At 34.8% G+C, this 17,811-nt stretch carries 17 protein-coding genes; 9 read left to right on the top strand and 8 right to left on the bottom strand.

Features of this window, described 5'->3' with window-relative positions; all coding sequences use genetic code 11:
- The 6 genes from ACTCAF_RS08980 to flhB form a co-directional block, all read left to right on the top strand.
- Window positions 1–975: MBL fold metallo-hydrolase RNA specificity domain-containing protein (locus ACTCAF_RS08980; protein WP_463062954.1), on the top strand; the 975-nt coding region annotated here is incomplete at its 5' end.
- A gap of 17 nt (window positions 976–992) precedes the next feature.
- Entirely contained in the window at window positions 993–1,778 is a 786-nt protein-coding gene (locus ACTCAF_RS08975) for an undecaprenyl-diphosphate phosphatase (protein WP_463062953.1), read from the top strand.
- A complete protein-coding gene (locus ACTCAF_RS08970; RefSeq protein WP_463062952.1) occupies window positions 1,769–3,892 on the top strand; it encodes a DNA translocase FtsK in 2,124 nt (707 codons plus the stop codon). Before ACTCAF_RS08975 ends, ACTCAF_RS08970 begins: the two co-directional genes overlap by 10 nt.
- 12 nt (window positions 3,893–3,904) lie before the next feature.
- Window positions 3,905–4,873 (top strand): dihydroorotate dehydrogenase-like protein, encoded by a 969-nt coding sequence (locus tag ACTCAF_RS08965; RefSeq protein ID WP_463062951.1) that lies wholly within the window; start codon window positions 3,905–3,907, stop codon window positions 4,871–4,873.
- A 205-nt stretch (window positions 4,874–5,078) separates the two neighbouring features.
- Complete coding sequence (fliR, locus tag ACTCAF_RS08960) at window positions 5,079–5,858, top strand: flagellar biosynthetic protein FliR (RefSeq protein ID WP_463062950.1); 780 nt, start codon at window positions 5,079–5,081, stop codon at window positions 5,856–5,858.
- Window positions 5,858–6,922 carry a flagellar biosynthesis protein FlhB gene (gene flhB, locus ACTCAF_RS08955; RefSeq protein ID WP_463062949.1) on the top strand — a complete coding sequence of 355 codons (1,065 nt, stop codon included), beginning with the start codon at window positions 5,858–5,860 and terminating at the stop codon, window positions 6,920–6,922. Before fliR ends, flhB begins: the two co-directional genes overlap by 1 nt.
- Window positions 6,923–6,924: 2 nt before the next feature.
- Here the strand turns inward: flhB and ACTCAF_RS08950 are convergent, their stop codons facing one another.
- Window positions 6,925–7,755: a hypothetical protein gene (locus ACTCAF_RS08950; protein ID WP_463062948.1), complete on the bottom strand. Its 831-nt coding sequence runs from the start codon at window positions 7,753–7,755 to the stop codon at window positions 6,925–6,927.
- Between the two features lie 156 nt (window positions 7,756–7,911).
- On the opposite strand from ACTCAF_RS08950, the gene ACTCAF_RS08945 reads away from it, so the two are divergent.
- Window positions 7,912–9,348 (top strand): glyceraldehyde-3-phosphate dehydrogenase, encoded by a 1,437-nt coding sequence (locus ACTCAF_RS08945; RefSeq protein WP_463062947.1) that lies wholly within the window; start codon window positions 7,912–7,914, stop codon window positions 9,346–9,348.
- 29 nt (window positions 9,349–9,377) lie between these two features.
- On the opposite strand, the gene ACTCAF_RS08940 is transcribed toward ACTCAF_RS08945, so the two are convergent.
- Window positions 9,378–11,168 (bottom strand): methyl-accepting chemotaxis protein, encoded by a 1,791-nt coding sequence (locus tag ACTCAF_RS08940; protein WP_463062946.1) that lies wholly within the window; start codon window positions 11,166–11,168, stop codon window positions 9,378–9,380.
- Between the two features lie 135 nt (window positions 11,169–11,303).
- Window positions 11,304–12,020, bottom strand: a complete 717-nt coding sequence (locus ACTCAF_RS08935) for a hypothetical protein (RefSeq protein ID WP_463062945.1) — start codon at window positions 12,018–12,020, stop codon at window positions 11,304–11,306.
- Window positions 12,021–12,212: 192 nt separating this feature from the next.
- On the opposite strand from ACTCAF_RS08935, the gene ACTCAF_RS08930 reads away from it, so the two are divergent.
- Both ACTCAF_RS08930 and ACTCAF_RS08925 read left to right on the top strand, forming a co-directional pair.
- The gene (locus ACTCAF_RS08930) at window positions 12,213–12,638 is read left to right on the top strand and encodes a transposase (RefSeq protein WP_463062944.1); all 426 of its coding nucleotides are present in this window, start codon (window positions 12,213–12,215) and stop codon (window positions 12,636–12,638) included.
- Between the two features lie 244 nt (window positions 12,639–12,882).
- Window positions 12,883–13,056, top strand: coding sequence for a hypothetical protein (locus tag ACTCAF_RS08925; protein WP_463062943.1), 174 nt, complete (start codon window positions 12,883–12,885; stop codon window positions 13,054–13,056).
- Window positions 13,057–13,166: 110 nt separating this feature from the next.
- Here the strand turns inward: ACTCAF_RS08925 and ACTCAF_RS08920 are convergent, their stop codons facing one another.
- The 5 genes from ACTCAF_RS08920 to ACTCAF_RS08900 form a co-directional block, all read right to left on the bottom strand.
- Window positions 13,167–13,331, bottom strand: coding sequence for a hypothetical protein (locus tag ACTCAF_RS08920; RefSeq protein WP_463062942.1), 165 nt, complete (start codon window positions 13,329–13,331; stop codon window positions 13,167–13,169).
- Window positions 13,332–13,481: 150 nt separating this feature from the next.
- The gene (locus ACTCAF_RS08915; RefSeq protein WP_463062941.1) at window positions 13,482–15,008 is read right to left on the bottom strand and encodes a capsule assembly Wzi family protein; all 1,527 of its coding nucleotides are present in this window, start codon (window positions 15,006–15,008) and stop codon (window positions 13,482–13,484) included.
- On the bottom strand, window positions 14,995–15,924 hold the full coding sequence (locus ACTCAF_RS08910; RefSeq protein ID WP_463062940.1) for a Wzz/FepE/Etk N-terminal domain-containing protein: 930 nt from the start codon (window positions 15,922–15,924) through the stop codon (window positions 14,995–14,997). The genes ACTCAF_RS08915 and ACTCAF_RS08910 overlap by 14 nt, the downstream gene beginning before the upstream one ends.
- A gap of 11 nt (window positions 15,925–15,935) precedes the next feature.
- Window positions 15,936–16,496 (bottom strand): polysaccharide biosynthesis/export family protein, encoded by a 561-nt coding sequence (locus ACTCAF_RS08905; RefSeq protein ID WP_463062939.1) that lies wholly within the window; start codon window positions 16,494–16,496, stop codon window positions 15,936–15,938.
- A gap of 38 nt (window positions 16,497–16,534) precedes the next feature.
- Window positions 16,535–17,811 (bottom strand): SLBB domain-containing protein (locus ACTCAF_RS08900; protein WP_463062938.1); only part of this gene is annotated, 1,277 nt, incomplete at its 5' end.

The raw sequence follows: 17,811 nt of genomic DNA, 5'->3' as shown, positions 1-17,811 counted from the left end.
TTTTTTACTACGTTTTCCTCAAACATAGATAGAATAAGGCAAATATTTGAAATCTGCGAAGATGTGGGCAGAAAAGTGATAATTGAAGGTCGCTCAATTCTAAAAAATATAAATATTGCAACACAGATTGGCTATTTGAAATACAACCCTGACAATATAATCAGGTTAAGCAATGCAAAAAAATACAACGACAGCAATTTATGTTATATAATCTCAGGATGCCAGGGTGAAACAAACAGCACCCTCTATAAAATTGTTTCAAAAGAAAGAAACTCGCTGCAGGTAAAAAAGGGTGATTTATTTATAATTTCCTCAAGAGTAATACCTGGAAATGAGAAAAACCTTGCCAAGGCCATAAGTCACATATTTTACAACGAAGCAGACGTAGTAGATATAGAAAAAGAAAACATTCATGTTTCAGGGCATGCTTACAGGGGGGATATAAAAACAATTACGGAGCTTGCAAAACCTAAATACTTCATCCCTATTCATGGAGAATTTACCCACTTAAGAAAAAACATAAAAAACATCACTGAAGACCTTAATTTCCCATCATCACACTGTATTTTCACAGAAAATGGCAAAAGGATTTCTTTTGATGAGTATTCAAAACTCTCTTATGTTGATGATATCCCTTTTGGAAAAACCTACATTGACACAAGAGGTAAATTTATTTTTGGTGAAGAAGATTTAAAAGTCAGGAAAAATTTGGCAAGGGATGGCGTTTTTATTCTGATTTATTCAACAAATGGTAATGAGTTTAATATTGAAAAAGTTGATGCTTCAGGCTTTGTGCTCACAGACGAATTTCATTATTACATAAAAAAACAAATTGCAGAAAATATTTCAATACTTTTTGAAACATCTGTAACTTCCGAAATAGATTTTGATGAAATTTTGGCAAAATTTATAAAAAAAATTTTCAAAAAAAGGTTTGACCGAAGACCTGAAATTAAAGTATTTAAGATAACCTAAAAAAAATTGGGGGTAATATGCTTGAATATATTATACTTGGCATCTTGCAAGGTCTGACAGAGTTTTTACCTGTAAGCAGCTCAGGGCATCTTGTGATAGCCCAATCTCTCCTTAAAGATTTTCATCAACCAGGGATAGTTTTTGACGTAATGCTTCATTTTGCAACATTTCTTGCTGTGATAGTTTACTTCTGGAAAAAAATCAAAACACTTATTAAAGGATTTTTTGGCATATTTATACCTGCATACAGAGTAACATACTTTGATAACAGGTTTTATATATGGGGTGTTTTCTGGGCAAGCATACCAACAGGAATTATAGGCCTATATTTCAATGACAAGGCAGAATCCCTTTTCAGTTCGACAAGTATGGTAGGGTATGCTCTTTTAGTTACATCCTTGTTACTGTTTTTTTCTGACAATAAGAAACCAACCGGTACTATTACTCTTGGCAAGGCCTTTTTGGTAGGAATAGTCCAGGGGCTTGCGGTCATACCTGGAATTTCCCGCTCCGGCTCTACAATATCATCATTAATATACCTTGATGTCAAAAGGGAAGAGGCGGCAGAGTTTTCTTTTATAATGGCACTGCCTGCAGTTCTTGGAGCAACTATTTTGCAGTTAAAGGATATCAGTATGCTTGATTATTCCACTATTTCAAACTATATTTATGGAATGCTGGCTGCTTTTCTATCAGGACTTGTATCAATTCATTTTCTCTTATATTTTGTGAAAAGAGCATCTTTGAAAATATTTGCTCTTTACTGCCTGATTATCGGTGTTATAAGTATAATATGGCTTTAAATAGAAATATTTACTATAAAATTTTTGTTTTATTTGACATTTTTTTCATTGTGTTCTCCAGTCTGTCAATATTTTCATATTCACATAAAGATCCAAGTTTCTCGAATATAATTTTTTCCAATTACTCTGTACAGGTAAACAATCTCTTTGGAAAAGTTGGCGCTTATTTTGCTGATATTATAGGGACGGTTTTTGGATGGTCAGCCATATTATTCCCTTTTTTGCTTATCCTTGTTTCCGTGAACCTTCTCAAAAGTAAAGCAGAGACTTCTATAAAGATAAAAAGATATATTTTTGACTTTGTGCTAAGCATTCTTCTGCTCGCATTTTTATCATCATTTAGCGGATTTCTGGGAAAAAATGATTTCTTTTTCAAAGAAAAGCAATTGGGCGGCATTATAGGAAGTATTTCATCAACTTTTTTGGAACCTTTCCTTGGAAAATATGGAGGAAGTCTTACCACAATTTTTTTCATAATTGTCACAATTACGCTGCTTTTAAGAAATTATGAAGTTGTACACTTTAAATCTGCATTTCCAAAAATTGGCTTTGGAACATTATTTAAAAGAAAAAATACCACCAACAATATACCAAAGAAAAAAAACACAGTGCCTGCAAACAAGGCTGAAGAGAAAAATGAACTTGAAACAAATCTGAAGGCTGATATTGAAATCAAAGAGATTTCAAAAATCGAGACTGAATCAAAAAAGGTTGAGTATCATCTCCCCCTTAACCTTTTAGATGACTTTCAGTCTCAGGATGTTGCTGAGAGTGAAACTGAATTAAAGAAAAAGGGGAAACTCTTGGAAGAAAAACTTCTTGAGTTTGGGGTGGAAGGCAAAATCAAAGAAATTCAGCCGGGTCCTGTTGTAACCTTATACGAATTTGAGCCAGCTCCTGGAATAAAAATTAACAGAATTGCAAATCTTGAAGGGGACCTGGCAAGAGCCATGAGTGCTGTAAGCGTAAGAATAATCGCTCCAATACCAGGCAAATCTGTAGTGGGAATAGAATTGCCCAATAAAAAAAGGGCAACGGTTTATATGAAGGAGCTTATCAGTTCAACAGATTTTACCAAAAGTGCTTCCCCACTGACAATAATTCTTGGCAAAGATATTTCAGGCAAACCATATATTTCAGACCTTTCAAAAATGCCACACCTATTAATTGCAGGGACTACAGGAAGCGGTAAATCGGTATGTATCAATACAATCGTATGTTCAATTTTATATAAATCATCCCCTGAAAATGTGAAGTTTGTAATGATTGACCCTAAAATGGTGGAACTCAGCTCTTATGAAGATATTCCTCATCTTGCTGCGCCAGTCGTAACTGACCCCAAGCACGCCGCTACAGTTTTGAAAAATGTTGTGGCTGAAATGGAGCAAAGGTATGAACTTTTGGCTGAATACAAGGTGCGCAACATAGACTCATTTAATGAGATTGCTCAAAAAAATAAAGATATAACTTTGATGCCTTATCTTGTAGTAGTTGTTGATGAATTTGCCGACCTTATGATAGTCGCCGGAAAAGAGGTTGAACAATCCATTATAAGGATCGCCCAGATGGCAAGGGCAGTAGGGATACATCTAATACTTGCCACACAGAGACCTTCGGTAAATGTAATTACAGGGATAATAAAGGCAAATATGCCTGCAAGGCTTTCTTTCAGGGTGTCGTCCAAAACTGACAGTAGAACTATTCTTGATCAAAATGGCGCTGAAATACTGCTGGGCAGAGGGGACTCTCTTTTTATACCCCCTGGCAGCAGCGATCCTGTCAGAGTACACGGATGCTTTGTAAGTGAAAAAGAGGTAAATACTTTGGTAGAATATCTTAAGAAACTTGGCAAGCCAAGTTATAATATGGAACTTGTGAAAGAGGAAACCACAGAAATAGATGACATATCAGAAGATGAAATGGATGATAAATATTTTGAAGCTCTCGAGTTGGTCCAAAAAAAAGGGATGGCTTCAATATCTATGATTCAAAGGTACCTTAAAATAGGGTATAACAGAGCAGCCCGGATTATGGAAATTATGGAGAAACAAGGAATAGTTGCACCAAGTGATGGTACATCAAAACCAAGAGAAGTGTTAATTAAAAATGATTGATAAGGAGTCAATATGGCAGATTTAACAACATCTTATTTGGGATTGACCCTAAAAAATCCTGTTATAGCAGGCAGTTCTACACTTACTTATTCCATTGAAAACATAAAAACTTTCAACGAAATGAATGTAGGAGCCATAATAATTAAATCACTTTTTGAAGAGGAGCTTGCCTCTGCTTCTGAAAATATTGATGATTTTCATCCGGAGTCTTACGACTATAATCTAACAGGTGCCGCAATACTTTATGGCAGCAAGCCTTATCTTGATTTTGTAACAGCTGCCAAAAAGGTATCTAAAGCACCGGTGATTGCAAGTGTAAATTGCACCGGGGAAAAATGGTGGACCGATTTTGCAAAAAGCATTGAAAGTGCCGGTGCTGATGCCCTTGAAATAAATCTTTCTTATATGTCGTTTGACCCTGAAGAGGACCCAAGAAATATTGAATCAAAATATTTCAGCACTGTAGAAGATGTAAAATCAAAGGTTAAAATACCTGTAAGCGTCAAAATTGGTCACTTTTTTACAAACATCCCTTATATGGTAAAAAAACTCAAGGAATCTGGCGCTGACGGCGTTACACTTTTCAACAGGTATTACAGAGTAGGAATAAATCTTGATAAAAAGGAATATATGCCCGCAAATGTGTACAGCTCTCCGGAAGAAGCTTATTCTGTGCTCAGATGGGTTGCAATATGTTCAAGTCTTGTAGATATAGAAATATCTGCATCAACAGGTGTACACACATCTGATATTGCTCTACAGTATATTATGGCAGGTGCGAAAACCGTACAGGTTGTCTCTAAAACTTACAAAAACGGGATAGAATCTATCAGAGAGATAATAAATGGCATAAATTTCTATATGGATAAAAATAATATACATAATATCACAGACATTTATAATAAAATCAAAGTTAATAATGAAGTCAAAAGGCTTGAAAGATTTCAATACATGAAAATAGCAAACAACAAGCTTTTTTAAACCAATACAGGGCAGGAGACATAAAGATTGCAGGTGAATTAATTAGCGGTTGAGTGGATAATAAAGAGTACCTATTGGCTTGTTATTGTAGCAACATAATTTAGGTAAGTAAATGCGCTAAAAAGCTTTTAAAGTTAAGCTATTGGAAATGATATATTTTGGGATGAAGCAGCCCTTATAATCCCGCCGACAAAGGGGCAAACATATGTTTGAGTTTTTAAATTCCACGAATACGTTTATATTTTACTTTCTCATATTCATAAGAGTTAGCGGCATTATTTTTACTGCCCCTTTTTTCGGTAGCACAATAATAGACAGCAGGCTAAAAATTTTTCTATCCCTCATTATGTCTATCCTGATTTTTTACCTTGTTCCAAAAATTAATTTTGACAACATAACCACGTTACTTCTAATACTTGTTATCCTGAAAGAATTGTTGATAGGGATAATGATAGGTATTCTTGGCAGGTTTTTATTCGTAGGCGTACAATTCGGCGGACAGATTATAGGCTTTCAAATGGGTTTTGGGGTTGTAAACATACTGGATCCTCAGACAAACTCTCAGATATCAATTATTGCCCAATTTCAAAATATCGTAATGATTCTTATCTTTCTTTCCATTGGTGGACACAGATTGATAATTGAGGCTATTGTGCAATGCTTTAAAATAGTCCCGCTCGGTACATTTGTAATACCGGAACATTCGTATATGTTTCTTGTTAAAACTTTCTCAGAAATTTTTGTAATTGCACTAAAAATTGTTGCTCCAGTGTTTGTAACACTAATTATTACCCACGTTATTATGGGGATAATAGCAAGGCTTGTACCGCAGATTAATATTCTTATTGTGGGTTTTCCTATACAAATTGCTGCAGGATTGATTGTAATAATTTTTAGTATGACATACTTTTACAGTGTATTTGAAATAATTACTCATGATTTTTTCAAAAATGTTTTAACTATATTTAAAATATTAGGTGTATAATGCCGGAAACCGACTCAGATAAAACCGAACAGGCGACGCCCCGGAGAAGACAAAAAGCAATAGAAGAAGGGAATGTCCCAAAAAGTCGGGAGCTTTCAACTGCGCTTATTTTAATAGTTTCAACTCTATTTATGTATTTTTATACCCCTGTGATGATTGAAGATTTCAAAAATCTATTTACGGAGATTCTTCAATATTCAAATTTCAAGATAAATAAGGAATCAACTATCTTGCTATTAATACTTTCGTTAAAATTTTCAGGTAAAATAGTGCTGCCACTTTTTGCAATTTTAATTTTTGTAGGAATATTATCCAATATTGCACAGTTTGGATTTATCATTACGCCAAAAGCACTTGAACCAAAATTTGATAGGCTTGACCCAATCAAGGGGCTCAAGAATCTATTTTCCAAACGAAGCCTTGTAGAGCTTGTAAAGTCAATATTTAAAATATTTGTTGTGGGGTTTGTCGCATATTTAATCGTTAAAGGAAAAATTTATAATATTGTAAGTCTTGCAAACTCAGATCCTGTTACAAGTGTAGTTTTTCTTGGAAAAATTGTCTTTGAACTTGCGTTTAAAATCGCACTTTTAATGCTTGTTCTTGCAATCCTGGACTTCTTTTATCAAAAATGGCAATATGAAGAAGATCTAAAAATGACAAAGCAGGAAGTAAAGGAAGAGTTTAAACAAATGGAAGGTGACCCGCTCATAAAAAGGCGAATAAGAAGTATGCAAATGGAAATGGCAAGAAGAAGGATGATGGAAGAAGTACCTAAGGCTGATGTAGTTATAACTAACCCGACTCATTATGCTGTGGCAATTAAATATGAAGCTGGCAAGGATAGAGCGCCGAAAGTTGTCGCTAAAGGCCAAAGACTTATTGCCTTAAGGATAAAAGAAATTGCCCAAAAAAGCGGAGTCCTTATACACGAAGACCCTCCAATTGCGAGATCTCTTTTCAAATCTGTTGAAATAGGTGAAGAGATTCCGGAGTCACTTTACAAAGCGATTGCAGAAATCCTTGCAATTGTTTACAAAATTAAAAACAAGAGGGTAATATAGTTTTAATATTTGCCGTGTTCAATCTGGTAAGTATTAAAAAATTTAAGTTTCGGATATTTCTCATTTATGTATTTTTCCACAATAGGGCTAAAAGAGTACCCTACAATAAATGGGTACACAACTGTTCCTGTATATTTTTCGACTCTCTCCACAGTCTTTATAAATTTGTCAATATCTTTTTTTCCTGGTTGAGCTTTGCTCTCCCCAATTATCAAAACCTGTTTTCCATCTTTTTTTGCTTTTATATAGACATTCAGTTCATCAAACCTTCCATCAGCATAAACAATGTTTTTTCTTAAAACTACATCCATAGGCACGACGTCAAAAACTTTCTCAGCAAATTTTTCCAAATGAGGATAGAGCTTATCCTCTATGCCATATCCAACGGCCATTGAAAGCCCACCAAGTTGAACTTCAATATTATCAACTCTTTTTGTTAGTTTGTTAAGACTCTCTTCGGTCTTCTTCTGAGCCTCAGCAAGCTCTTCCACTCTCTGCTCGGTCCTTTTCTGGGCTTCCGCAAGTTCTTCAACCCTCTGCTCGGTCCTTTTCTGGGCTTCCGCAAGTTCTTCAACTTTTATAGTCAAGCTATCGAGTCTCTTCTCTGTTACCTTTTGTGCCTCAGCAAGCTCCTCGACTTTTATGGTTAAGCTGTCAAGCCTCTTTTCTGTTACTTTTTGTGCCTCTGCAAGCTCCTGCACGACATTTTTTAATTGTTTAAAATCTTCCTTCTTAACTGAATTATCCATTTCATCCACAAGATCAAGCAAGACCGATCTTATGTCATCAGGCAAACTCTGCATCCTTCTAAACAATTTTCCTGTAATGGGCATTCAATCCTCCTAAACATTATTGTATATTCCTAACACTATTTTTTCAACACAAATAATTAACATCAATGTTTGAAATTTTATTGTTTTTTTCAGATTTTTTATATATACAAAGCGGGGTCATTGAAAACATTTCAAAAAATCTTAGAGGGATCGCTTATGCTAAAAGAACAAAAATATTTTGAAGATTTTAATGAAAGACTTATGATAGCTGAAGAAATGCTGCCAATAATTGGTAAGTTGTACCGTAATAAAAGTGTGGTAACTTATCTTTATGGTAAACCCCTTGTGAATAAAACCGCAATTGAAATCTTAAAGGAACATCGATTTGCAAGGCAAATCCTTGAAAATGAGCTTTCAGTGAGAGAAACTTACCCATTGCTTAAAGAAATTGAAAAAATGGACATAACCCCCTGCAGACTTGATATTGGCAAACTAACCGTTAAATTTCAGAAATCTTCTTCAAAAAACTTTGAAGAATTTTTAAAAACTGAGCTCAAAGATGTCATTGGCACAAATGAAAATGTCCTTGAAACTCCTCAGGATATAGTACTTTACGGCTTTGGAAGAATTGGACGGCTTCTTGCGAGGATTTTAATAGATAAGGTAGGCAAAGGGGACAAATTAAGGCTTAGAGCTATTGTTGTCAGAAAAGGTAAAGAAAACGACCTTGTTAAAAGAGCTGCCCTTTTAAGAAGGGATTCTGTTCACGGCCCTTTTAATGGAACAATTTTAGTTGACGAGGAAGAAAATGCGCTTATTGCCAATGGAGTAATGATAAAAGTTATCTATGCAGATTCTCCCGATGAAATAGATTACGAGTCATATGGGATAAAAAATGCTATTGTAATTGACAATACAGGGAAATGGAGAGACAGAGAAGGGCTTTCCAAACATCTGAAAGCAAAAGGGGTTTCAAAGGTCCTTTTGACAGCTCCGGGAAAAGGGGACATACCGAATGTTGTCTACGGTGTAAACCATCATAGTGTTGACCCGAATGAAAAAATATTATCTGCCGCAAGTTGCACAACAAACGCCATTGTACCGGTATTAAAGGCTATTAATGACAGATTTACAATCGTATCAGGGCATATAGAAACCTGCCACTCTTACACTAACGACCAAAATCTACTTGATAACTATCACAAAAAACACAGAAGGGGCAGAAGCGCTCCTTTGAATATGGTAATTACCGAAACAGGTGCCGCAAGTGCCGTTGCCAAAGCACTTCCTGAACTTAAAGGTAAGCTAACAGGCAACGCGATACGTGTCCCAACTCCCAATGTTTCACTGGCAGTTTTACAGCTTAATCTGAATTGCAACACTACAAAACAGGAAGTCAACGCTTACCTTAGAGAAATTTCTCTTAACTCCCCTTTGCAAAATCAAATAGATTACACCAACTCTCCAGAGGTTGTTTCATCAGATTTTGTTGGCTCAAGATATGCTTGTGTTGTAGATAGCGAAGCTACAATCGTCGATGGCAACAAATGCATACTTTATTTGTGGTATGACAACGAATATGGTTATAGCAATCAGGTTGTAAGATTTGTTCAAGATATTGCAGGAGTCAACTTAAAAACTATACCAGCATAAATAAAGACGGCCCCTTATGGGCCGTTTTATTATATTAATGCTTCAGGCATAAGCCCTATTCGTATTGCTCCCCAGTGTTTGCCCTGAATGAAAATCGGCATCGACAGGTCTGCAACTATTTCCCCGGTGTCCCGCATGTATGTTTGAAGAAGAAATCTTGCCTGATTACGTGCCGCTCTCAAACCCACGGGGTCATTAAATATCCTTTTATCTCTGCTGTTTATAAGGTCAGTTTCATAATTGCCAGTCAATGGCTTTGCATATTTACTGCAATGAGTCGGTGCGTATCCATTTGAATCTACACATAAAACAAAAATACCATTTGATATCTCCCTCAGAGCTTCATCATATAATGGTCGCAATATTTTTTCAAAATACGAGTCGTAATTTGTTGAATATTTAGTCGGGTTTGTATTTGGAATTGCCTTGTAATTCTTATCAAATATATTTGCCTGCCTTCCTATCTCTTCAATTTTCTGTGCACATATGTCCCTGTATTTCTGCCCGAAAACTATAACTTCTTCAAACTTCCCTTGGCCAACCCTGAATTTTGAAACAAGCTCCTGCATAGTTTCGGTCTTCTCGTTTAATATTTTTGTTGCATCCAGGGACATGCTCATTCTCCTTACGACATCGCTGCTTATTAAGTTAATCTTATTTACATTTTCATGAATCTCAGAGTTTGTAATAGATATCTCCTCTATTGCCGAAGCTATTTTAAGGAGCTGTTCGCTTGTATTTTCGAAATCTGCAATCATTGAATTAAACTGATTGGTTGAATGTTCTATTACCTCATTTGTATCTTTTACAAATTCATAAATTTTATCAGTACCTCGCTTTGTCTTAATAACATTTTTATTCATATTTCCAATATTCTCAGAAATTTCACTTGTGGCATCCTTTACTTTTTCAGCCAATTTTCTAACTTCATCGGCAACTACGGCAAAGCCTCTGCCGTGCTCACCTGCTCTTGCGGCCTCTATTGCAGCATTAAGGGCCAAAAGATTTGTCTGATCTGAAATTTCGTTAATAAGCCTTGTTACTTCCATTATTTTCTCAGAATTCTTACTTAAAATATCAGTGGTCATCTTAAACTTTTGCAAATTTTCATCCACTTCATTGATTTTATTTCTTATTTCAAGCATCCCGCTGTATGAGCTTTTAGCTGCCTCAAGATTATTTTTTGTCGATTCAGAAATAAAATTAGCGTTCTCGGCCACCTCATTTATGGCTGCAGTCGCTTCATTACTTGCATTAAAAACAACATCTGCCAGCTGGCTCTGCTCGTTGGTACTTTTTTCTGTATCCTGTATATTTTTCAGTACCTTTGCACTCTCCACCGCAATAATCACACCATTTTCTCTGATACTTGCAAGCATTTTTCTTATGCTTTCAATAAATTTATTGTAGCTTTCAGATAACGTTCTAAATTCATCATATGTCACACAGGGCAGATCGTCAGACAAATCACCTTCACCGTGACTTACAGTATCAAAACTTTTTACAAGTATTCTCACCGGACGCAATATAAGATACCTTAAAAAGTAAACCATTATTATTACGGACAATATCCCGATACTAACTATTGTCAGATATATAAAAAACACATTATCGAGATATGTTGTTACTTTATTGTAAACCTCTTGTTTTACACATGCTTCTTCAAGTATAACCTGCAACCTGTTTGAAAAGATATAAAAAGTTACAATGTACACAAGATGAAGAAATATAAGAAAACCAAAATTCCCGACCAATTTTTTAGTTATGGTATTAAAAATATTTTTTTCCAGCCAGACGTAAAAGTTTTTAAAAATGTTCATATGACCCCCATTTAAAACACAGTATCAACCAAATTGCTTACTGCTAATTAGAAATAATATAGGGTATTAATTCGGCAGTTTCAACAAAAACTTTAAAAAAATAAAACATTGTTTAAAATATATAAATATTCTAATTTAACTTCCCGGAATAATCACTTTTGGGGTTATAAATATCATCAGGTCATCAAGGTTACTTGACCTGGATTGGCTTTTAAAAAGAGCACCAAGCAATGGAATTCTGCTAAGATAAGGAACAGCGCTGTTGCTTGCTGTTGTGCTTTTTTGGTTAAGGCCGCCAATTATAGTTGTTTCTCCATTTTTAACCATTAGATAAGTCTCAGCTCTTCGGGTAATTTTAAGTGGATAACCGTCAACCTGCCTGGAAAAATCAAGTTCGCTTTTTTCAACCTTAACATTCAGCAAGATATTATTATCAGGCGTTACCTGCGGTGTTACTATCAGAGAAAGCTTGGCTGAATCCTCCTCTACATCAGTGGTATCAGTTGTAGTAACTTTATAACGAAATTCGACTCCACTCTCTATAGTGGCCTGCTGGTTATTCATCGTGACAATTTTCGGCTCTGACACTATCTTTGCCTCGCCATTTTGTTCAAGGGCCTGCAGCCTTACATCCAGCAATAATGAGCCAGTAGCCGAACCTAACAAAAGATTCAACGCTCCGGCAGGCTCACTGACAGGGAGATTAACCATATATCCACTGCTTCCTCCACCAATTGACACACTGTTGGGAAAATAATAGCTTGTACTATCTGGATTATAGTTGGCACTCCACTGGATACCAAGGTCTCTGCTGCCGCTTTTGGACATTTCTACAATTTTGGCTTCTATCAACACCTGTTTTAGAGGCTTATCTATTTTATCAATAATTTCTTTAACTTTGGCAATTTTTACAGAATTATCAGAAATAATTAGTCACCCCTGAAAAAACAGATAACTTATTAATAATACGTTGAAAAAATGTGATAATATGGTATAAAATTCTCAGTTAAGGTTAAAAATACAACAATAATCTGGGAGTTTTTAATGCGTCCAAAGCCTACCAATATACCGTTAGAAGAACATTTAAAACCGATTCTTGTTAACATAATAGACTTATCTCACCCTCTGTGCAAATTGAGCCAAATAATCAACTGGGAGAAATTGGAAGAAGAATTTGGTAAAATGTACAGTGAGAAGGGTCGTCCCGGTAAACCTATACGTTTGATGATAGGTTTACAATATTTGAAATATACGTACAATTTGAGCGATGAAGAGGTCGTTTATCGTTGGTTAGAGAATCCCTATTGGCAATATGTTACAGGTGAGACAGTATTTCAGACGGAGTTGCCGATAGACCCTACCTCCATGACGAGATTTCGCAAGAGGCTAAAAAAGGATAATTTGTTAAAATTACTAGAAATAACAGTAGACTTTATAGGGATTTGGAGCGAAAATTACCTGAAGTTTTAAGAAGAATGTTCATGACGGTAAGACTCTTGCAAGTAGTTTAGATGATGCATCCAGGCTTATAGGTGATAATAAGATAAAAGAGGCACTTGTAGATTTGGGGTTTAGGGGTCACAATTACAAGGGTAATATTAAGATTACTGTAGTTCCGAGGAATTTAAAGAAATTCAGTCATTATTTCAGGAAAATATTGAAAAAAAGGGGATCTATTGAGGCATTGATTTCTCATATTAAGAGAAACAGTCGTATGGATCGTAATTATCTCAAAGGTCATGAAGGCAATGACGCAAATGCGATATTGTCTGGTTGTGGTCACAATTTAAGGATGCTTTTGGCATTCCTTTTATTTTTTCTTAAAAATTTGTTGGAAATAATGATGAGCAGTATCCGAAAAACCGAACCTTTGGGGTGTAATGCATAAAATTTAGTGGTTCCATTTGTAGCATTTTACTGGCAGTTAAACTAAAATGTACAAAAAAATCGCAATATTTACTCAAAAACGAATTTTTCAGGGATGACTAGTTATGATTTTTACTGTGTTGAAGTAAATTCACCTGCAGTGCAGTTGAGTGTTTGGGTAATTCTATCGACAGCACAAGTCTGACCGTTGTAAGAATCAACTTCAAGTGCTCTAACAGTTAATGATGTAAAAACAAGTATTAGTAGAAATATGATAGGTTTAATCGCATTAAACATAATTATTCCCTGTTTATTGGTAAGATATTATACAAAAATAACTTTAAATATTCAACAACAGTAACAGTTAACTGTTTTTTTAATTTTAGTTATAAAAGAATAAGAGATAAAATGAGCTACTTTTTTGATAAACTTTAATTTTTAAAATTTTTAAAAACGATAGTCCACCTCAGTGTACACTTTTAAGATATCTCTTGATTCATCACTAAATGTATAATAAACAGGAGAAGGATTAATATCTATCTTACTCTCGCTACTGTATGAAATTTTTACACCAAGCTGTACTGCCTTGGACCATAGATATCTACCCCCCACATACCCCTCTTTAACATATTGCTGAGTCTTCATATTTAGGCCTCTTTTGATAATCCCTCCACCTATATAAAAATGAAGTTTATCTGTTATCTCATCATATATTTCTGCAAAATAGCTTTTTGAATCTCGACCTGCATAATGACCTATTAAATATCCTTCGTCTGTATATCCGTCTGTGCCAAAATTATGATTGTTGTAATTTACATGGGAAATCTTTGTATACTCAAATCTGAAATCTGTGTTTCCAGTGGTTAAGTATAATCCATGGATATAGCTAGCCCCAAGTAACTGAAAGTCTTTGCCTTTATCTTCTTTTTGCCATGGCGCAGTTATATCAGTCCACGAGTATTCGGTATAAAGCTTGCCACCTTTTAAAAATCCCGTTTTTTTCAGAATAGGCAGATAAAGTGATACATCCACCCCAAAATATTGGTCTGTATCCCACTTATTTCCTGTATTCTCATCTTCAGCAGTAAAAAGTTTCCAATAGTCGTTAACACTGCTATATGATGGATTGCCACTACCTCCATAATAAATTGCCCTTGTCCCTGCAAGTTCAAGCCAGTCAAAAGGCATAAGTGAAAGTCTCATGCCAAGCAACTTTGGATCTGTGTTTGCTCTATCATTATCGTCAATCCACATATTCCACAAATACCATCTGATTGCACCAATAAATGTATCATATGGTATTTCGGTTTTAAACATCAACATCATCTCAGGCTCTATATTTTTACTAAATAGAAGATTCCCAAAATAACCTGGGCCAACTACCACATTGTCTTTGCCAGCTATCACTGTAATATGCCTGAAACCTTTTTTGAGATTAAATTTGTAAATACCCACATCCAGATTGTCATTTTCATTATTTTCCAATGAAAGTGTGTATGAAAATAGTATTAAATCTCCAAAGTTTACTCCACCATCCAATTTTAAGGCCACATTATAGTTTGTGCCTTTATATTCTGAACCTAAGGTATTTGAAAATTGTTCATCATCTTCATTTTTATATCTCATTGTGAGATTTATTTTACCCAGCAAATTATCCATTAATCCTTCTTTTTTGTATTTGAATTTATAAAATTGCTCGATTTTTCTGGATAAATCTTCTATGTCACCATCAACAACAAAAATATCCTTCATCCTCTTATCATTGTTAAGCATCACCAACAACTCACGTTCAGAATAAGGTTTAAAGTTATTAGTAAAATATCGAGATGGTGATATTGAACTTGCTCTATCCATAAGTCTGTATAGGTATTCATCTTCCAAATCAACAGAAAATGAATTTTTGAAGCCTTCAGCATTAATGTTAAATGCTATAAAAAAGAAAACAAAAATACTGATGATTTTAATTAACTTCATTAGTCTTTCCCTGAAATATTCTTTTCTTCTCTTCCGGAATATTTTTGAAGAACTCAAGTATAAAAACTAAAAATATGGCAAACATAAACGAGGTCACAAAAGCTACCACACATATCAGGGACCTCTTGGGCTTTACCTTATCTTTCAGATCAGGCACATATGGCTCGCTTATAATCGTAAATCCATAATACTTTTGCGCTTTGGAAAGCACTTTAGACTGTACAAGCGATGACACAACTTCTGCGAGTTTTGTTTTCAATGTTATGTCTGATGCCTCATCAATTTCTCTTTTAAAATTTGCAATCTTTTCATTAATATTTTCAAGCTCATTTGCCTTTATTTTTTCACTTAGCTCAAGCATCAATATATCCACTAGCTTCTTTGCAAATTCAGGGTTTTTATGCTCTACACCCAGCGTTATAAAGTTACTTTTTTTATCCTGACTCAAAGAAACAACCTCTTTGACAGCTTTAAAAACAAAATATTTATAGTTTTTCAAAAAGCCTTCGTCCGACTTTATTTTCTCGTAATCATCTGCAAAAATCTCCGGCTCAAGCTTATACTTTTTTACAATCTCAGATATAAACTCCTGATTATTTAGAAGATTCTCCATAGAAAAATAAATATTATCGCTTGAACCGCCAATATCAATTCCTGCAAGTGAAGCGATTCCTCCAAAACTACCCATTAAAGAGGAAAGCTTACTGGAATCCTGAGCAGAAGGTTTCAGCACAGCTTTAGAGCTATATATATTATCCATCATTAAGGTACCTATTACCGTAGCCAGTGACACAATAAATACAATAACAATTATAAACAATTTCCTTTTCCATATTACGGCAAAAAGCTCTATCAAATCTATTTCATCTTCTTCACACACATATTGGGCGTTTTTATTCATTTCGTTCATCTGCATGTCAGTTACCCCTAAAACAATACCTTTGTTGTTGCTGCGGTTGTTGCTATTTGGAACAGTATCTGTGTAATGTCTTTTACATCTTTCATATAACTTGGAAATTTCAATCTTCTCGGCACCACAACAGTATCACCAGGCTCAATTTTTACATCGTAAATTGTCTTCCACCAATAGTTTTGTTTTATAAATCTATTGGAAACAACACTTCCATCACCTTTTACCACAAATATATCATCTTCACTTGCAAGCTCTGTTATACCTCCGGAAGAATCAAGATAATTTTTAACGGTCTTATTTTCCTTATCAAAAATAAAGCTGGTTTGATTGTATACTTCGCCCACAACATTTACTGTTGAAGGTCTAAGAGGTATAATAATTTCATCACCGTCTTCAAGGTCAAAATCAAAATTACTATTCTTTAACTCCTCAAGAGAATTGGCTTTTATTACTATACGCCCGTCAGGCTCTGTATTACTGATGTTTTTTATAATCTGCTGCAAATTTGCCTGCAAACTTTTCTGAGCAGTTATGTCCTCAGCACTTAAGGCAGAGGATATTTCTCTGCTCGACACTGACAACAAAGTAGCCTCAAGTCTGCCTTTTAAGTCATCTAACCTTTTTTTTGAATTTCTTTTACACTTTTTCTTTTAAAAATTATATTTTTAATATAGCCATATTCAGTAACTCCCCCTGCGCGCTCGATTACATCAGATAATTTTTCACCCTTTCTGATGACAAACTCACCGGGAAAATATACTTCACCTCTTACGCTGACCTTATCTTCATTTTTAAAATCGGAAATTTTCTTTATATTAACAATATCATAAGGTTGCAACTCTACATTTGCATGTTTGTTTAAGATTTCATTAAGATTAACATCAATAACATCATATTCAGTTTTACCCTGACTGACCTTCATTCTTACAATCTCAACAATATCAAGATACGCACTATCTTTTACGTTACCTGCAGCTACAACCAAATCATACAAAGTCATATTATCCGCATAATTATAAGTTCCAGGTTTATTGACCTCACCAAAAATCTGCACTGTTTTGACAGGGTGATATTCCAGATAGCTATGTATCACAACTTCATCCCTGTCTAACAAAATAAAATTGGAATCTTTTTTCAAATCAAGTGTTAACAGCCTGTACGTAAATGTATCTTCATTTAGTCTGTAAATATGAAAAACATCCGAATAAGCATTTTTAGTAAGTCCACCGGCTTTCACTATTAAATCACCCACTGTCATACCTTCTGTCAACAGATAAGTATCTGGCTTTAAAACCTCTCCTTCCACTTTCACATACTTTTTAAGATTTTGCTCCCATATAGAGTGGACAATTATTTTGTCATCGATATGCAATTTAAATTTTTCTGCATCTTTATACGATACAAATCGTGTGTAAAACTTTCCATCTACCTTTCTTACAATCTCAATATAATCTTGTGAAGCGTCAGTCGTCAGTCCGCCTGCTCTATTAAGAATATCATAAAGTGTAATATGCTCTTCAATTTCATACCTTCCGGGCTTGTTAACCTCTCCTCTTACATCCACAATATTTAATGCACGTACATCATTTTTATTCATAACATAAACTTCATCAAGTGGCATAAGCGGGAGATTAATTGCACCATTTTGAGGGGAGTTAAACACATCCTCCAGTGAAAAAGAGATTATATTGTACTCTTTGGTATCTTGATTAAGTCTTTTGATATAGCCATACGTAAGAGAAGCATCGGGTTTTAGATTTGATTTATCTTTTATTAAATCAATAATAGTGGAATTCTCTTTTAACGAATATCTTCCAGGAAAATATACTTCACCATAAAGATAAACTGAGTCAGTTTCCGGCTTTTGAATATTCACCACCAGTACTTTAT

The sequence above is a fragment of the Deferrivibrio sp. genome (genome assembly GCF_055117995.1).
Note: the sequence above shows the minus strand (reverse complement) of the source record. Positions and strands in the feature narration are given on the sequence as shown.